Origin of the sequence: Streptomyces sp. NBC_01216, from assembly GCF_035994945.1 — a bacterium.
GTDB lineage: Bacteria > Actinomycetota > Actinomycetes > Streptomycetales > Streptomycetaceae > Streptomyces.
The window spans coordinates 4,354,025-4,371,286 of sequence record NZ_CP108677.1 but is presented as its reverse complement, the minus strand read 5'-3'; the positions used below and the strand labels follow the sequence as shown (position 1 = coordinate 4,371,286).

The 17,262-nt window shown below is 72.3% G+C and carries 11 protein-coding genes and 2 pseudogenes; 2 read left to right on the top strand and 11 right to left on the bottom strand.

All coding sequences use genetic code 11. The features are described 5' to 3' along the window. Positions 1–4 precede the first annotated feature (4 nt). The 8 genes from OG393_RS19450 to rsmI all read right to left on the bottom strand — a co-directional run bounded on the left by OG393_RS19450 (position 5) and on the right by rsmI (position 9,614). The gene (locus OG393_RS19450) at positions 5–1,918 is read right to left on the bottom strand and encodes an outer membrane protein assembly factor BamB family protein (protein WP_327375944.1); all 1,914 of its coding nucleotides are present in this window, start codon (positions 1,916–1,918) and stop codon (positions 5–7) included. 112 nt (positions 1,919–2,030) lie between these two features. After that, positions 2,031–3,836, bottom strand: coding sequence for an ABC-F family ATP-binding cassette domain-containing protein (locus tag OG393_RS19445; RefSeq protein WP_327375943.1), 1,806 nt, complete (start codon positions 3,834–3,836; stop codon positions 2,031–2,033). Positions 3,837–4,070: 234 nt separating this feature from the next. Beyond that, the gene (locus OG393_RS19440) at positions 4,071–5,012 is read right to left on the bottom strand and encodes a 4-(cytidine 5'-diphospho)-2-C-methyl-D-erythritol kinase (RefSeq protein ID WP_327375942.1); all 942 of its coding nucleotides are present in this window, start codon (positions 5,010–5,012) and stop codon (positions 4,071–4,073) included. Continuing rightward, positions 5,009–5,869: a 16S rRNA (adenine(1518)-N(6)/adenine(1519)-N(6))-dimethyltransferase RsmA gene (gene rsmA, locus OG393_RS19435; protein WP_327375941.1), complete on the bottom strand. Its 861-nt coding sequence runs from the start codon at positions 5,867–5,869 to the stop codon at positions 5,009–5,011. The genes OG393_RS19440 and rsmA overlap by 4 nt, the downstream gene beginning before the upstream one ends. Beyond that, the gene (locus tag OG393_RS19430) at positions 5,866–7,119 is read right to left on the bottom strand and encodes a ubiquitin-like domain-containing protein (protein WP_327375940.1); all 1,254 of its coding nucleotides are present in this window, start codon (positions 7,117–7,119) and stop codon (positions 5,866–5,868) included. The genes rsmA and OG393_RS19430 overlap by 4 nt, the downstream gene beginning before the upstream one ends. 72 nt (positions 7,120–7,191) lie before the next feature. Then, positions 7,192–8,091, bottom strand: a complete 900-nt coding sequence (locus tag OG393_RS19425; protein ID WP_327375939.1) for a TatD family hydrolase — start codon at positions 8,089–8,091, stop codon at positions 7,192–7,194. Between the two features lie 73 nt (positions 8,092–8,164). After that, positions 8,165–8,596 (bottom strand): hypothetical protein, encoded by a 432-nt coding sequence (locus OG393_RS19420; protein WP_327375938.1) that lies wholly within the window; start codon positions 8,594–8,596, stop codon positions 8,165–8,167. Positions 8,597–8,735: 139 nt separating this feature from the next. After that, a complete protein-coding gene (gene rsmI / locus OG393_RS19415) occupies positions 8,736–9,614 on the bottom strand; it encodes a 16S rRNA (cytidine(1402)-2'-O)-methyltransferase (protein WP_327378477.1) in 879 nt (292 codons plus the stop codon). 74 nt (positions 9,615–9,688) lie between these two features. Here rsmI and OG393_RS19410 point away from each other — a divergent pair, with 74 nt between their 5' ends. Further along, the gene (locus tag OG393_RS19410) at positions 9,689–11,449 is read left to right on the top strand and encodes a dolichyl-phosphate-mannose--protein mannosyltransferase (protein ID WP_327375937.1); all 1,761 of its coding nucleotides are present in this window, start codon (positions 9,689–9,691) and stop codon (positions 11,447–11,449) included. A 188-nt stretch (positions 11,450–11,637) separates the two neighbouring features. Then, a complete protein-coding gene (locus OG393_RS19405; RefSeq protein WP_327375936.1) occupies positions 11,638–13,272 on the top strand; it encodes a penicillin-binding transpeptidase domain-containing protein in 1,635 nt (544 codons plus the stop codon). A 231-nt stretch (positions 13,273–13,503) separates the two neighbouring features. Here OG393_RS19405 and OG393_RS19400 read toward each other — a convergent pair whose 3' ends face one another. The 3 genes and pseudogenes from OG393_RS19400 to OG393_RS35510 form a co-directional block, all read right to left on the bottom strand. Further along, positions 13,504–16,527, bottom strand: coding sequence for a S53 family peptidase (locus tag OG393_RS19400; RefSeq protein WP_327375935.1), 3,024 nt, complete (start codon positions 16,525–16,527; stop codon positions 13,504–13,506). A gap of 362 nt (positions 16,528–16,889) precedes the next feature. After that, positions 16,890–17,063, bottom strand: a pseudogene (locus OG393_RS19395) (SDR family oxidoreductase); the annotation flags it as partial. A 20-nt stretch (positions 17,064–17,083) separates the two neighbouring features. Continuing rightward, positions 17,084–17,226: pseudogene (locus OG393_RS35510) on the bottom strand (SDR family NAD(P)-dependent oxidoreductase); the annotation flags it as partial. Between the last annotated feature and the right edge of the window lie 36 nt (positions 17,227–17,262).

Sequence of the window (17,262 nt, the reverse complement as noted above, 5' to 3'; positions counted from 1 at the left end):
TACCTCACTTGCTGAAGGCCATCATCGTCTTGACTTCCATCTCCGCCTTGTCGTTCAGCGCCGACACACGCCCGCTGCTGATCACGAAGGTGCCGTTGCCGTAGGCGTAACCGGGGTTGTAGAAGGTGTTCTCGACCCGGGCGGTCGACGCCGGGTGCTGGAGCAGGACCTTCGGCGCGCCACCGGCCGGTGCGACGGTGGCGACCGCCCCGCCCTTGTCGTAGGCCGCGTCGATGTAGACGAGGACCTGGGAGCCCTCCATGCGCAGCGGGAGCATCTTCCGCTCTCCGGGCGCCTTGGATCGCCATCTGGCCTTGCCGGTGTTCAGGTCGAAGGCGACGATCTCGTTCGGGGTGCCGTAGCTCGTCTCGGTGGCCATGTAGAAGGTGTTCGCGTCGGCCGCGACACCGACGCATCCCTGGAGGTTCTTGCCGAAGACGACGAAGGAACCGCCGCACTTGGGGGCGAACTTGTCGTCGCCGCCCTTGATCTGTGAGCGCATCCGGCCGTCGGCGGTGAGCGCGAAGACCATCCACTTCTTCTCGTCCCGCTGCGTGGCGGAGACGACCAGCGGGACGACCGAGTAGACCCTGTCGACCTCCCAGCCGGCCGGGAGCTTGTAGTTCCACCGGGCCTTGCCGGTGGTCGGGTCCACCTCCCCGATCTGCTGCTGCTTCTTGTTCACGTCGCCGGTGGGGCAGGAGGAGGCGGCGATCAGCTTCTCGCCGCCCGCGTACGCGTAGGGCTTGCAGCCGCTGCCGGGCCCGGCGAAGAGCTGCTTGCCGTCGGTCAGCGAGAAGCCGTAGGAACTGCTGGTCCCGGCGGCGGTCACCGTGTCGCCGCTGATGGCGAGGGTGTTGTCGTCGAAGGCGAACAGTCCCTGCGCCTTGGGCACCGCCTTCTTCCAGCCCGCCTTGCCGATCTTGAGGTCGACCTTCTGCAGCTCCGTGCACTTGGCACGGTCACCGGCCTTGTCCTCGTGCGCGAAGACGATGGTGCCGTCGGCCGCGGGCTCCGGCGGCGCGCCGCACAGCTCGAAGGGGACGTCCAGGTGCCACTTCGGCGAGCCGTCGCTCAGGCTGTAGGCGTCGACGCTCTTGTACATGGCCTTCACGACGACGTCGCCGACGATCCACGGTCCGAGGACGGCGGAGCCGTTCTTGGGCAGGTCGACGTCGTTCTTCAGCAGCCAGTCGACCTTCGCCTCGCCGGGCTGCCGGCCGGCGTTGAGGTCCTCCTGGCCCTTGTCGCCGTCTCCGTCGCCGTCGCCCTGGTCGACGGACTCGCTCGGCTTCGGGCTGTCGCTGGAGGAGGCGGTCGGCTGAGCCACCGGCGTCTTCTCGCCGTCGCCGCTCAGGGCGAACCAGGTACCGCCGCCGACGAGCAGCAGGCCGACGACGGCCGCGGCGACGACGACGCCGGGCTTCCCCTTGAACGGGTTCGAGCCGCCGGACGGAGCGGGGTACTGCGGCTGACCGGGGTACTGCGGTTGACCGGGATACTGCGGTTGACCGGGATAGCCGTAAGCGGGCTGCGGCGGCTGACCGTACGAACCGGGCTGACCGTACGGACCGGGCTGACCGTAGGGACCGGGCTGCGGCGGCCGGCCGTACGGGCCGGGCTGGTCCTGCGCCGGATAGCCGTAGCCGGGCTGCGGGGACTGCTGGGCGGGGTAGCCGTAGCCGGGCTGGGGCGCCTGCTGGGGGTGGCCGTCACCCGGCTGCGGTGGCTGGCCGTACGGACCCGGCGCGGCCGGCGGCGTCTGCGGGGCCTTGTCGAAGGGGCCGGGCGCGGCGGACGGCGGGGCGGCGGGCGGGGCCGGAGGCATCGGCGGCACGGCCGGGTCACCCTGGCCTGGGTACCGCGGGTCTTCCGGAGCGCCGAAGCCCGGTGGCTGATTGCTGGGCGGCTGGGTCATCAGCGCTTCCCCCTTGGTGTGAGCGGGTTTTCTTTCTACCACTCACGTGATGGCGCAAAAGCGACCGGTCCGTCCACTGTTCCCAACGGAGGACCGGTCCGTGATGTCGTCGTTACGCGTCCTCGGCGAGTTCCAGCCAGCGCATCTCCAGTTCCTCGCGCTCCTCGGCGAGTTCACGGAGTTCCGCGTCCAGCCCGGCGACCTTCTCGAAGTCCGTGGCGTTCTCCGCGATCCGCGCGTGCAGCGTGCTCTCCTTCTCGGCGAGCTTGTCCAGCCGGCGCTCCACCTTCTGGAGTTCCTTCTTCGCGGCGCGGGCGTCGGCCGCCGAGACTCCCGGCTTCTGCTGCGCGGTGGGAGCGGCCGGAGCCGGGACCGACGCCTCGATCATCCGCTGCCGCCGCTCCAGGTACTCCTCGATCCCCCGTGGCAGCATCCGCAGGGTCCTGTCGCCGAGCAGGGCGAACGTCCGGTCCGTGGTGCGCTCGAGGAAGAAGCGGTCGTGGGAGATGACGACCATGGAGCCCGGCCAGCCGTCGAGGAGGTCCTCCAGCTGGGTCAGGGTCTCGATGTCGAGGTCGTTGGTGGGCTCGTCGAGGAACAGGACGTTCGGCTCGTCCATCAGAAGGCGCAGCAGCTGCAGCCGGCGCCGCTCGCCGCCGGAGAGGTCGCCGACCGGCGTCCACTGCTTCTCCTTGGCGAAGCCGAACTGCTCGCAGAGCTGGCCGGCGGTCATCTCCCGGCCCTTGCCGAGGTCGACCCGGTCGCGGATCTGCTGCACAGCCTCCAGGACCCGCAGGGAGGCGGGGAGTTCGGTGACGTCCTGGGAGAGGTAGGCGAGGCGTACGGTCTTGCCGACCACGATCCTGCCCTCGGCGGGCTGCGTCTCGCCGTGGCTGACGGCGGCGTCCGTGAGGGCGCGCAACAGCGAGGTCTTGCCGGCCCCGTTGACGCCGACGAGACCGATCCGGTCGCCGGGACCGAGCTGCCAGGTGAGGTGTCGGAGCAGTTCCTTCGGCCCGGCGGTGACGGTGACGTCTTCCAGGTCGAAGACCGTCTTGCCGAGCCGGGCGTTGGCGAACTTCATCAGCTCGGAGGTGTCGCGGGGCGGCGGCACGTCGGCGATCAGCTCGTTGGCGGCCTCGATGCGGTAGCGCGGCTTGGAGGTACGGGCGGGGGCGCCGCGTCGCAGCCAGGCCAGCTCCTTGCGCATCAGGTTCTGGCGCTTGGTCTCCTCGGTGGCGGCGATGCGTTCGCGCTCGGCGCGGGCGAAGACGTAATCGGAGTAGCCGCCCTCGTACTCGTGGACGGCGCCGCGCTGCACGTCCCACATCCGGGTGCAGACCTGGTCGAGGAACCAACGGTCGTGGGTGACGCAGACCAGCGCGGAGCGGCGCTGCTGGAGGTGGCCCGCGAGCCACGCGATGCCCTCGACGTCGAGGTGGTTGGTGGGCTCGTCGAGGACGAGCAGGTCCTGGTCCTCGATGAGCAGCTTGGCGAGCGCGATCCGGCGCCGTTCGCCACCGGAGAGCGGCCCGATGACGGTGTCGAGCCCCTGGTCGAACCCGGGCAGGTCGAGCCCGCCGAAGAGGCCGGTGAGCACGTCGCGGATCTTGGCGCTGCCGGCCCACTCGTGGTCGGCCATGACACCGATGACCTCGTGGCGGATGGTCGCCGCGGGGTCGAGCGAGTCGTGCTGCGTGAGCACGCCGAGCCGCAGGCCGCCGCTGTGCGTGACCCGGCCGCTGTCGGCCTCCTCCAGCTTGGCGAGCATCCGGATGAGGGTGGTCTTGCCGTCGCCGTTGCGGCCGACGACACCGATCCGCTCCCCCTCGGAGACGCCGAGCGAGACGCCGTCGAGCAGGGCACGGGTGCCGTACACCTTGCTGACGGCCTCGACATTGACCAAATTGACTGCCACAGGCGCTGTGCTCCATAGGGCTGGGACGGACCGATCCCCCAGGGTAGTCGCAGGCGACCGGGTACCGGCCCACTGGGGCCGCACGCCGGACGCCCGCGCGACGCGACCGATCCCCCGCCCTTCCCCCGGTCCGGCCCGGCCCGTTCGACGAGGAGCCGGCCGGCCAGGGGCGGCCTACCTGAGCGTCACGACAGAGCCGCGGAGAACTCCGCCACTGTGCGGCGCCGGGTGTGCCTACCGGACGGTGGCGCCGGGTGCCGGTGAGGTGGCCGTGCGCGCCGTGCGGCAGGTGCCCGAGGAGACGAGGGCCGCCGCGACGGACGCGGCGGACTCGGCGTCCTTCACCAGGAACGCGGTCGTCGGGCCCGAGCCGGAGACGAGGGCGGCGAGCGCACCGGCCGTCAGTCCGGCCTCCAGGGTCGCGGACAGCGAGGGCCGCAGGGAGAGGGCCGCCGGCTGGAGGCCGTTGGCCAGGGCCCCGGCGAGCGCGCCGGCGTCCCCGGTGCGCAGGGCCTCCAGGAGCGTCGGGGAGGCCACGGGTTCGGGCACGTCGACGCCTTCGTTGAGGCGGTCGAACTCTCCGTAGACGGCCGGGGTGGACAGGCCGCCGTCGGCGACGGCGAACACCCAGTGGAAGGTGCCGCCGACCTCCGCCCCGGTCAGTCGCTCGCCGCGGCCGGTGCCGAGGGCGGCGCCTCCGACAAGGCTGAACGGCACGTCGCTGCCGAGTTCGGCGCAGATCTCCAGGAGTTCGGCGCGCGAGGAGCGCAGGCCCCAGAGGGTGTCGCAGGCGAGCAGGGCCCCGGCGGCGTCGGCGCTGCCGCCGGCCATGCCGCCGGCCACCGGGATGTCCTTGACGATGTGGAGGTGGACGTCCGGGGTGATGCCGTGCCGGGCGGCGAGGAGGACGGCGGCGCGGGCGGCCAGGTTCGTCCGGTCCAGGGGGACCTGGCCGGCGTCCGGTCCCTCGCAGGTGACGGTCAGGCCGGTCGCCGGGGTGGCCGTCACCTCGTCGTACAGGGAGACGGCGAGGAAGACGTTGGCCAGGTCGTGGAATCCGTCGGGGCGCGCCGCGCCGACGGCGAGCTGCACGTTGACCTTGGCGGGGACGCGTACGGTGACGCCGCCGGCCGGCGCGCCCGTGTCCGGGGCGGTGTCCTCTTCGACGGTGCTCACTTCTTCGCCTCCGCGATCCGCGCGAACTGCTCCACCGTCAGTGCCTCGCCGCGGGCCTGCGGCGAGACGCCCGCCGCCACCAGGGCCTCCTCGGCCGCGGCGGGCGAGCCGGCCCAGCCGGCCAGCGCGGCCCGCAGGGTCTTGCGGCGCTGGGCGAAGGCCGCGTCCACGACCGCGAAGACCTCGGCCTTGGACGCGGTGGTGGCGACCGGTTCGGTCCGGCGGACCAGGGAGACCAGTCCGGAGTCGACGTTCGGGGCCGGCCAGAAGACGTTCCGGCCGATCGCGCCGGCCCGCTTGACCTCGGCGTACCAGTTGGCCTTGACCGAGGGCACGCCGTAGACCTTGTTCCCGGGCCGGGCGGCGAGCCGGTCGGCGACCTCGGCCTGGACCATGACCAGGGTCCGCTCGATCGTCGGGAAGCGGTCCAGCATGTGCAGCAGGACCGGGACGGCCACGTTGTAGGGCAGGTTGGCGACCAGCGCCGTCGGCGGCGGGCCCGGCAGCTCCCGGACGTGCATCGCGTCGGAGTGCACGAGCGCGAAGCGGTCCTTCCGGCCGGGCATCCGGGCCGCGATCGTCGCGGGCAGCGCGCCGGCGAGGACGTCGTCGATCTCGACGGCCGTCACCCGGTCCGCGGCCTCCAGCAGGGCCAGGGTGAGGGACCCGAGTCCCGGTCCCACCTCCACGACCACGTCGTCGGGGCGCACGTCGGCCGTGCGGACGATCCGCCGGACCGTGTTGGCGTCGATGACGAAGTTCTGGCCGCGCTGTTTGGTCGGGCGGACGCCAAGCGCCGCCGCCAGTTCGCGGATGTCGGCGGGGCCGAGGAGGGCGTCGGGATCGGTGTTGCTCACCGGTACAGCCTACGGCCGCAGTGGGGCCAGGGACTCGCCCCCCGCTGCACGTAGAGCTTCTTCGCCCGGTACGTCTGTTCCGTGGCCGGCGCGTTCTGGGCGGCGCCGCTGCCGCCGAGCGCGCGCCAGGTGGCGGGATCGAACTGGTACAGCCCGCCGTAGGTGCCCGACGGATCGACGGCGTCGGGCCGGCCGCCGGACTCGCACGCGGCCAGCGCGCCCCAATCGAGGCCGTCGGCTCCGGCCACCGAGGAGGGCGGTCGCCGGATGCCGACCCGGACCTTCCTGGTCACGGGTTCGCGGACGATCTCCTCGCCGATCCGCCGCGGGCGCTGCGGGACGCCGTCGACGGTCCGCAGCGCGTAGACGACGCGGCGCACGCCCGCCCGGCCCTGCCGTTCGACGACCTCGGTGCCGGCGAACAGCCGGGGGTCGCGGGTCCGCTCGACGGCGTACGGGACCGGTTCCTCGCGGACCTCCCGGGTGCCGGTGACGCGCAGGACGGTGATCGTCTGGCCGTCACCCGGGAAGGAGTCGAGCGGCACGGAGGTGGTGTCCTGGCCGGAGAGCGTGATGCCGGCCTCCTCGACGGCCTCGCGGACGGTGGCGGCGTTGGTGCGCAGGACGCGCTCGCGGCCGTCGGCGAGGAGGGTGACCGTCCGTTCGGTGCGGACGTCGAGGGCGAGGCCGTGGCGGGAGACGGTGGTCGAGCGGGAGACGGAGAGGTAGGCGCCCTCGGCGCGGACGCCGAGCCGGCGCAGGACGTCGTCGACGGTCCTGGCGGTGGTCCAGACTTCGCGGCGCTGCCCGTCGAGGGTCAGCCGCACGAGCCGGCCGTAGCGGACGACGACGTCGACGCCGCTCGTCAGCCGGCCGTCGGGGGCGGGGGCGACGAGGTCGTGCGCCCCGATCGCCAGACCCTCGTGGGCGAGGAGCTCGCCCACGTCGTCGGCGAAGGTGTGCAGGGTACGCGGGACGCCGTCGACGGAGAGCCGGACGGTCTTGTCGTCGGCGACGAAGGCGCTGGTGCCGCCGGCCAGGAACGCGACGACGAGGGCCTGCGGGACGATGCGCCGCAGGCCCTGGACGGCGAAGGGGGACGTCCGGCGGCGGCGTGCGGCCCGCCGGGCCGGGGCCCGGCCGGCCTGCCCCGGGACGACGGGCGGCGTGGCCGGGGTCTGCTGCCGGAGGGGCGGTGTGCCCGCCGGCTGCCCGCGTAGGGCGCGGTGACCGCCCTGGGAAGTGCTCACGAGGCCGGGACCCTATCCCGGAGGGTGGTGACTCTCGATGACTACTCGACTGCGTGACGTAACCATTATGGATCAGTAGTCGAATGCCTGCGCGGTGTTGTGGGCGAGGGCTTCGCAGAGCTCCTCCTCGCCGATACCGCGCACGGCGGCCATGGCGCGGACGGTGACGGGGATCAGGTAGGGCGCGTTGGGGCGGCCTCGGTACGGGGCGGGGGTGAGGAAGGGGGCGTCCGTCTCGACCAGCACGCGTTCCAGCGGGGCGACGGCGAGGGCGTCGCGCAGCGGCTGGGCGTTCTTGAAGGTCATGTTCCCGGCGAAGGACAGGTAGTAGCCCCTGGCCCCGCAGATCCGGGCCATCTCGGCGTCACCGGAGTAGCAGTGGAAGACGGTCCGCTCCGGCGCGCCCTCCTCCTCGAGGACCCGCAGCACGTCGGCGTGGGCGTCCCGGTCGTGGATCACGAGCGCCTTGCCGTGCCGCTTGGCGATCTCGATGTGGGCGCGGAAGGAGCGTTCCTGGGCGGCCATGCCCTCGGGGCCGGTGCGGAAGCAGTCCAGTCCGGTCTCCCCGACGGCCCGGACGTGCGGAAGGGAAGCCAGCCGGTCGATCTCGGCGAGCGCCTCCTCGAGTGCCGCGTCGCCGCCGGCCTCGCGGGCCGCGCGGCGGGACGGGCCGGCGTCCGTCCCGGCGGGCATGGAGGGGTCCTCCGGCACCCCGAGGACGATCCGGGGGGCCTCGTTCGGGTGCAGGGCGACGGCCGCGTGCACCTGCTCGTGGGCGGCGGCGGTCTCGGCGGCCCACTGTGAGCCCTTGAGGTCGCAGCCGACCTGGACGACGGTCGTGACCCCCACGGCGGCGGCCTTGGTCAGGGCCTCCTCGACGGTGCCGGACTGCATGTCCAGATGGGTGTGGGAGTCCGCCACCGGCACCGGAAGGGGCTCGGGCAGCGGCGGCGGGGTGTCCTTGGAACTCATGGCCCCGATGGTACGAGGGGCCGGACGGTCGGAGAGTGGCCCGGGGCCGGGCGTCCGGGCGCGACGGGGTGGCTCACTTACGGTGCTGGAAGGGGTGCAGCAGGTCCGAGAGGTGCCAGTGGTGGTCGGGCTTCTCGGGGCGCGCGTTCTCCTCGGTGGGGCCTTCGGTGAGTTCCTGTCCGATGGGTCCGGCCGGCGACACCGGCTTCGTCGCCCGGGCTCCGCGCCGGTGCTGTTCGGTCGCGGCCATCAGGTCGAGGACCGAGGAAACCTGTCCGGCCCGCATGATGCGGACGACGTGCCCGCCGCAGTTCATGCAGGTCGGGCTGGACAGCGGGGACGGTACGCGTGCGCCGCCCGCCTTGTAGACGACCATTGTCTGACCGGTCGCGTCGACATGGTGCTCGATGTCGTACTCCTGCTCCCAGCCGTATCCGCAGCGCATGCAGGCGAAGGCGTACGCCTCGTGCGCGACGGGTGCGCCGGTGCCGGTGATCTCACTCATGCCAGCTCCTCTCCACTGATCCAGTGGACGCCTTTCAGGGCCGGAGCGCATCAGCGCCGGTGCAACAATGGAAGGCTCTTTGGTCTTCCCTTGCCCTGAGGCCCTCAGCGGGCCCGCCGCGCGGGTTTCGCTTTGCCTTTCACGATAGTCCTTTACCGTTCACGGGGCTCTGCGCAGCCGCGTTCTTTGCCGCGACGACGGCATCGAACACCTCCCGCTTGGGAAGCCCCGCCTCCGCGGCGACGGCGGCGATGGCCTCCTTGCGCCGCTCCCCCGCCTCCTCCCGCACCCGCACCCTGCGCACCAGCTCCTCGGCTCCGAACTCCGCCGGCCCGGTCTCCGGGGCACCCTCGACGACCACGGTGATCTCACCCCGGACGCCTTCGGCCGCCCACGCCGCGAGCTCCCCGAGACCGCCGCGCCTGACCTCCTCGTACGTCTTGGTCAGCTCACGGCAGACGGCGGCACGGCGCTCCGCCCCGAAGACCTCGGCCATCGCGGCGAGGGTGTCGTCGAGCCGGTGCGGGGCCTCGAAGTAGACGAGGGTCCGGCGCTCCCCGGCGACCTCACGGAGCCGGCCGAGCCGCTCACCGGCCTTGCGGGGCAGGAAGCCCTCGAAGCAGAACCGGTCCACGGGCAGCCCGGACAGGGCGAGCGCGGTGAGTACGGCGGAGGGGCCGGGGACGGCGGTGACCTTGATGTCCCGCTCCACCGCGGCGGCGACCAGCCGGTACCCCGGGTCGGAGACGGAGGGCATGCCGGCGTCGGTGACGAGCAGGACCCGGGCACCGCCGGCGAGCGCCTCGACCAGCTCGGGCGTGCGGGCGGCCTCGTTGCCCTCGAAGTAGGAGACGACGCGCCCGGAGGTGTGTACCCCGAGGGCGCGGGTCAGGCCGCGCAGCCTGCGGGTGTCCTCCGCGGCCACGATGTCGGCCGCCTGGAGTTCGGCGGCGAGCCGTGGCGGGGCGTCCGCGATGTCACCGATGGGAGTGCCTGCGAGTACGAGCGTTCCGGTCACCGTTCCTGTCACATGGCCCATCCTCGCAGCCCTTCGGAGGCGACTCGCACAGACACGTTCCCTACGATGGCGCCGTGACCAGTACCGCACCTGAGGCCCCGGAGGGTCAACGCGCCGTGGAAGAGCCCTCATCGGTCTCGACGACGCCGGCATGGCAGCACCGTCTGCGGCGCTTCGGCTACACACCCCCGGCACGCGGGGCGAAGGGGCCGGGGCTGCGGGAGCGCCTCGTGCCGCCGTACACCCGGCCCTCGCAGGGGCTGTGGGCGCTGCTCGGGGTGTCACCGGGCGCGGGCGAGCGGCTGTGGCGGCTGTCGGCCTGGGGCGGCCCGCTGCTGGTCGCGGCCTTCGCCGGGCTGCTCCGGTTCTGGAACCTGGGCAAGCCGCACGCGGTGATATTCGACGAGACGTACTACGCCAAGGACTCCTGGGCCCTGATCAACCAGGGGTACGAGGGGGCCTGGCCGAAGGACATCGACAAGACGATCCTGAGCGATCCGTCGAGCGTGATCGTGCCGACGGATCCCGGCTACGTGGTGCACCCGCCGATGGGCAAGTGGGTCATCGGCCTGGGCGAGAAGATCTTCGACTTCACGCCCTTCGGCTGGCGGTTCATGGTGGCTCTGCTCGGCACGCTGTCGGTGCTGATGCTCTGCCGGATCGGCCGCCGGCTGTTCCGTTCGACGTTCCTCGGCTGTCTGGCGGGAACGCTGCTCGCCGTGGACGGCCTGCACTTCGTGATGAGCCGCACGGCGCTGCTCGACCAGGTGCTGATGTTCTTCGTGCTCGGCGCCTTCGGCTGTCTCCTGATCGACCGCGACTGGGCGCGCCTCCGGCTGGCCGCTGCCCTGCCGGAGGACGAGGAAGGGGTGCTGCGCCCCGACGACACGGTCGCGGCGACCCTGCGGCTGGGTCTGCGGCCGTGGCGGCTGGCGGGCGGGGTGATGCTGGGCCTGGCGTTCGCGACGAAGTGGAACGGGCTCTACGTCATGGCCGCGTTCGGCCTGATGGCGGTGTTGTGGGACGCGGGCGCCCGGCGTACGGCCGGAGCGTTCCGCCCGTACGCGGCGGTGGCCCGCCGGGATCTGCTTCCGGCCTTCGTCTCGGTGGTCCCGGTCTCGGTGCTGACCTACCTGGCCACCTGGACGGGCTGGATCAGCACGGACAAGGGGTACTTCCGTCACTGGGCGGCCGAGCAGGACAAGGTGAACGGGGGCGGCTTCTGGTCGTGGCTGCCGGAGTGGCTGCGGAGCCTGTGGCACTACGAGAGCGAGGTCTACCAGTTCCACGTGCACCTGACCTCGCACCACACGTACCAGTCGAACCCGTGGAGCTGGATCGTCCTGGGGCGCCCCGTCTCGTACTTCTACGAGAGTCCGGCGCCCGGTGAGGCCGGCTGTCCCCCGACCGCGACGGAGAAGTGCGCGCAGGAGGTCCTGGCCATCGGCACGCCGTTGCTGTGGTGGGCGGCCTGCTTCGCGATCCTCTACGTGCTGTGGCGCTGGTTCTTCCGCCGGGACTGGCGGGCGGGCGCGATCGCCTGCGGGATCGCGGCGGGCTGGTTGCCGTGGTTCCTCTACCAGGAACGCACCATCTTCCTCTTCTACGCGGTGGTGTTCGTGCCTTTCCTGTGCCTCGCGGTGACGATGATGATCGGCGCGATCATCGGACCGCCGGGCTCCTCGGAAAGGCGCCGGACATTCGGCGCGGCCGGTGCCGGGGTGCTGGTTCTCCTCATCATCTGGAATTTCGTGTATTTCTGGCCGCTGTACACCGGAACGGCGATTCCGATGGACCAGTGGCGGAACAGGATGTGGCTGGACACCTGGATCTGAGGGCTTACGGGGAAGCGGGACCTTGATTCCCCGCAAACCCTCGGCGCCGCGCGGGCGAGGCGCGAGAAGGGAGGCGGAGCCCGCGCCACGACCGGCCTCGGGGGTTCCTGTGTGACCGGATCCCGCTCGACACGCGGACCGGGCCGATGGTTGACTGCGGCGACCACCTGGGGAGGGGATTCGCAGTCATGCGCAGTGGAGCCAAGGTCGCGATCGTCGGAGGGGTGTTCGCCGTGGTGGCGAGCGGCGTCGGATACGGCGGCTATAATCTCTGGTCCGGAATAACCGGGGGAAACGATTCCGGCCTGTCGTCGAAATCCGGTTCCGAGGAGAAACGATCCGGCCGTCTCGGGGCCGACGAGATCGCCTCCACGGCGGAGAGCTTCCTCGCCGCCTGGGCGGCCGGGGAATCGGACCGGGCGGCACAGCTGACCAACGACCCCGTCGCGGCCGGCCCGGCCGTGCTCGACTACCGCGAGGGCGCGCTGGTCTCCAAGGCGGTCATCACCCCGGGCGAGCCCGAGGGCACCACCGTCCCGTTCACGGTCGACGCCACCGTGACGTACGAGGGCCGGTCGAAGTCCTGGACCTACGCCTCACGGCTGACCGTCGTCCGGGGGCTGAGCACCGGGCGGCCCCTGGTCGACTGGAAACCCTCCGTCCTGCATCCGAGGCTGACCGCGGAGACCCGGCTGCGCACGGGCACCGCGAAGGCCGCCGCCGTCAGGACCGTCGACCGCGAGGGCGTCGAACTGACCAAGGAGAAGTACCCCTCGCTCGGCCCGCTCCTCGACAAGCTCCGCGAGAAGTACGGCGCCGCGGCCGGCGGCACCACGGGCGTCGAGACCTGGCTGGAGTCCCGCGACGAGAACGTCCCCGACTCCACCCTGCTGACGCTCCGCGAGGGCGAGCCCGGACTGCTGAAGACGACCATCGACGCCGGCGTGCAGGCCGCGGCCGAGCGGGCGGTACGGCAGCACGCGCAGTCCTCGGTGGTCGCGGTGAAGCCGTCCACGGGCGAGATCCGGGCCGTCGCCAACAACCCCGCCACCGGCTACAACACGGCCTTCCTCGGCAAGCAGGCCCCCGGCTCCACCCTGAAGATCGTCACCGCGGCCCTGCTCCTGGAGAAGGGCCTGGTGAAGGCCGACCGGCCCACCGAGTGCCCGCGCGACGCGATGTACTACGGCCGGAGCTTCCACAACCTGGACCACTTCGCGCTCGGCGACGTGCCCTTCTCGCGGAGCTTCGCGCAGTCCTGCAACACCGCCTTCATCAAGAAGATCGACGACGTCCACGACGACGCGGCGCTGGGCAAGGAGGCCGAGGAGGTCTTCGGGATCGGCCTGGACTGGCAGACGGGCGTGGACAGCTACGACGGCAGCATCCCCGCCGAGACGGGCGGCGAGGCCGCCGCCCAGTACATCGGGCAGGGCACCGTGCAGATGAACGCGCTCAACATGGCCTCGATCACCGCCACCGCCAAGGACGGGACCTTCCGGCAGCCGGTCCTCGTGAGCAAGGGCCTGGACGACCGGCCCATCGCCACCGCCCGGCGGTCCCTGCCCCTCTCGGTGGCCCGCCAGTTGCGCGACATGATGCGCCTGACGGCCACCGGCGGCACCGGCGCGAAGGCGATGGCCTCGGTCCGCGGCGACAAGGGCGCGAAGACCGGCTCGGCCGAGGTGGGCGGGCAGGAGACCTCCAACAGCTGGTTCACCGGCTTCGCCGACGACCTCGCCGCGGCGGCGGTCGTCCAGGCCGGCGGGCACGGCGGTACCGCCGCGGGCCCGATCGTGGCGCAGGTCCTCAACGCCCGGTGACCGCCTCCCCCGCCCCACGGAGCACCTCGCGTGGCGGCGGCACGGGAGCCTCGTACGTGGCGGGGCCGACGGTCCCGTGGTCCCCACGGCGGCGCCGAAGGCCGCCGGCATCGGTCAGGCACCGCGCGACGCCTGACCGTACGGGGCCCGGCGCCGGGCCCCGTCACGAAGGAGGCCCCGCCCCACCGCTTACGCGGTGGGGCGGGGCCTCCTTCGTGACGCCGGGGCGTCCTACATGTAGTAGCCGAACAGGTCGGCGATCACATGCACGGTGCCGCTCTTCGAACGGAAGTCGATCTTTCCGTTGACGACGGGCACGGTCACCAGGTTGGCCGTGGTCTGACCGGCCGTCCAGTTGAGGTTGGACGCGGTCGGCAGCGACGTCCCGTCGGGCCACACGGTCAGGAAACCGGCGGTGGACGGCGCCGTGATCGTCACGTTGAGGACGACCGCCTTGGCGTTGGCCAGGGTGTGACCGTCGTTGAGGTCCAGCACCAGGTTGGTGCCGGCGCCCAGCGGCGCGGTCGAACCCGTGCCCAGGGCGGAGCGGGTGTCGAGCAGCCGGCTCGGGCCCGCGGTGTGGAAGGACACGCCCGCGGTCTCGTCGGTGAAGTAGCCGAAGACGTCGGCGATGAGGTGCACGGTGCCGCCGCCGGCGTTGTACAGCTTCACCTTGCCGTCCGCACCGACCGGCACCACGACCATGTTCGGCCGGGTCTGGCCCTTCAGCCAGTTGATGTTCGACGCGGTCGGACGGCTGGTGTCGCTCGGGTACACGACCAGGTAGCCGTCCGAGGTCGGCGCGGTCTCCGTGACGTTGAGGACGACGGCGGTGACCCCGCTCGCCGGGACGCCGCCGGCGCCCGCGACGGTGAGGGTGAGAGTGCCCTTGCCCGCGACCGGCGAGGTGCCGGCGCGGCCGACGCCCGCACGGGTGTCGAGGACGCGGGCCGGGCCCGCGGCGACGTAGGTGCTGCCCCCCTCGTCGACGGAGTAGTAGCCGGACACGTCCGCGACCAGGTGGCTGGTGCCGGAACTCGCGGCGTAGAGGTCGACCGAGCCGTCCTTGCCGACCGGGACGGTCACCAGGTTCGGGTTGGTCTGGCCCTTCAGCCAGTTGATGTTCGACGCGGTCGGACGGGTGGTGCCGGTCGGGTACGCGGTCAGGTAACCGGGCGCGGTCGGTGCGGTGACCGTGACGTTCATGACGACCGAGGTGACGCCGGTGGCCGGGACGCCGCCGACGCCCGTGACCTTGAGCTTGACCGTGCCGTTCGCGCCGACGGGCGCGGTGCCGGCGCGGCCGACGCCGGCGCGGGTGTCGAGGACGCGGGCCGGGGCGAGCGCGTGGAACGTGGTCGCCGGGGACCGCGGGACGGCCTGGCACAGACCCTTGACGATCTCGCGGCCGTTCGGCGTGCCGAGGCCGGTGGCGAGGTCGTAGCCGGCGGCGGCCTGGTAGAGACCGCTGCTGTTGCCGGACGCGGTCATGTTGTTGTGACCGGTCGTCACGTCACGGAAGGCGCCGGCCGGGAGTTCGTACAGCGCCGGGTGGACGTAGCCGACCGCGCCGTTGGCCTGGCAGGCGAGGTCCTGGTCGGCCTGGGCGAGGAGCGCGGCCCAGACCGGGGCGGCGCCGCTGGTGCCGCCGATGATCCACCACCACTGGCCGCCGTCCTGGCCGAAGGCGACCGGGTATCCGGTGTTCCCGTCGCCGACCGCGGCGACGTCCGGGACCTGACGGCACTTCATGCCGGGGCCGGCGACGCAGGCGTCGCCGTAGCCGGGGCCGGTCCTCCCGTTCTGGAACCCGTCGGCCGCCACGGCGTGGTGCCGCGAGACACCGCCGCCGGAGCCGTTCCAGGTGGTCTGGTTGGCGACCGAGCCCCGCATGGTGGTGCCGCCGACGCCGAGGACGTACGGCGAGGAGGCCGGGTTGTCGGTCACGAGCTTGTCGCTGTTCGGCTGGTCCGGGACGCCGTTGCCGTCGTAGTCGGAGTAGCAGCCGGTCGAACCGCTGTCGCCGGACGCGGCGACGATGGTCTGCCCCTGCGCCGCGGCCTGCTGGAACGCCAGGTTCTCGGCGTCCATGACCTCGGTCGGGGTGTTCATCTCACAGCTGCCCCAGCTGACGGAGACGACCTTGGCGCGGTTCTCCGTGACGATCTTGCGGAAGACGTCCGTGCCGTCGTCCCAGGTGTTGGGGCCCTGGTAGACGAGGATCTTGGACTGCGGGGCGAGACCGATGATGGTCTGGACGTCCAGCGCGGTCTCCATGCCGGCGCCGGTGTCGAGGCCCGCCGGGACCGTGGGGCCGCCGTTGACCTTGACGGACGTCACGGGCACCTTGGTGCCGTGGCACGCCTGGTAGCTCGCGATGTCCTTCGGGTCGTAGTTCTCCAGCGAGTAGACGGCGACCGTGGTGCCGGTCTGCACGTTGGGCTGGTTCGCCATGTTGTAGGCGGACGCGAGCGACCGGGCGCTCCAGTAGTCCTGCTTGTCGTGCATCGGCGGGTAGTTCGGGTCCGAGTCGTCCGCGAACAGGTCCACGATGCCGGAGCAGAGCGCCGGGGTCGTTCCCGTCAGACGCGGCTGGCGGGCCGCCGTGCCGCTGCCGTCGCTCTCCTTCTGCACCCGGGCCGCGCGCCGCGCGCCGGTGTTCCGGGGTTCGAAGGAGGCCAGGCTGCTCAGTCCCACGACACCGCGGACGGCGTCGGCCGTCGCGCCGTCGAACTGCGGCGCCGCGGTGTTGGCGACGCCTTTCTTGCCGTCCTTCAGGCGGTAGCCGTCGAAGTCGGTCCGGAACGCCTTCGCCGCGCCGCCGACCGTCGTGGTCACCGGCAGGGTGAGGCCGTCTGCCTCCAGCTCGCCGACCGTGAGGCCCTTGGCCTCCAGTTCGGCCCTGACCTTCGCGACCGTCCGCGGCGCGGCGCCGAAGGTGGCGGCGAACTCGCCGGTGCCGAGGTACTGGCGGTACTGCGGCGACGTGGGGTCGGAGACCGCCGCGACGAAACGGTTCAGCGCGGCCTGGTCGCGGGGTTCCAGCACGACGTTCAGGTCGAGCTTCTCGCCCGCGGCCGGGTCCGCCGTACGGACGGCGCCCCGCGGGATCTTCGGAGCCGAGCCGACCCGCTTCGGACCGGGCTCCTCTGTGGTGGCGGCCTGTGCCGCCGGTATGCCGGCGGCGGTCACGGCGAGGGCGGCGACCGTCGCCGCACCCCATCTGAATGCCTTCTCACGGGCGTTTCGACCCATGCACACTCCCCTTTTCGCGTTCCCGTCGTCCCGGTGTACGGGCGGGGTGAGACCGCGGGAGGGCGTGACCGTGCGGCTGTACGGGCACGATGAGACACGTGCGGATGCGTTCCTGGGTCCGGGCCCGGCCCGGGACCCGACTTCGGTGATCCCCCCGGCGGTGTCATCGCTCCTGCGCGGTGGACGACGGCCAGACCTGAATCTCTATCAGGCGCCCTTCGCGCCCTCGACGGCGGGGCCCGGTCCTTTGCCGGACCGTGATCGCCGGATACCGGCATCTGCCGGACAAGACGGTCCCGACAGGACGGGATGGGCCGGAGCGCGGACGGACCCGTACGAAAGGATGCGGGGTGAGGGGAGTTTCAGCCGCCGGACCCGTCCAGCACCTCACGGAAATGGGTGTTCACGGCGAGCAGGCCGCCGTCGACGCGCAGCACCGTGCCCGTGATCCACGAGGCGTCCGCCGAGGCCAGGAAGGCGACCGCTGCGGCGATGTCCCGCGGTGTGCCCCGGCCGAGCGGATAGACGCGCTCGGCCGGCGCCGCCGGCCCGGCCTCGCGGCCCTCCCGGCCGCGGGGATCGTCCCGGCCGCGGCGTGCACCGCCTCCTCGTCCAGGCCGTCACCAGCACCCGGGCGCCCTCCGCGGCCAGCCGGCGGGCCGTGGCCTCACCGATGCCGCGGGCCGCGCCGGTGATCAGCGCCGTGTGCCCCTCGAAGCGGCCGGGGAAGTACGC

Coding starts and splice junctions, on each gene's coding strand:
- OG393_RS19450 (WP_327375944.1), bottom strand. CDS start 1,918: ATGACCCAGCCGCCCAGCAATCAGCCACCGGGCTTCGGCGCTCCGGAA.
- OG393_RS19420 (WP_327375938.1), bottom strand. CDS start 8,596: ATGAGTGAGATCACCGGCACCGGCGCACCCGTCGCGCACGAGGCGTAC.
- OG393_RS19400 (WP_327375935.1), bottom strand. CDS start 16,527: ATGGGTCGAAACGCCCGTGAGAAGGCATTCAGATGGGGTGCGGCGACG.
- OG393_RS19405 (WP_327375936.1), top strand. CDS start 11,638: ATGCGCAGTGGAGCCAAGGTCGCGATCGTCGGAGGGGTGTTCGCCGTG.
- OG393_RS19425 (WP_327375939.1), bottom strand. CDS start 8,091: ATGAGTTCCAAGGACACCCCGCCGCCGCTGCCCGAGCCCCTTCCGGTG.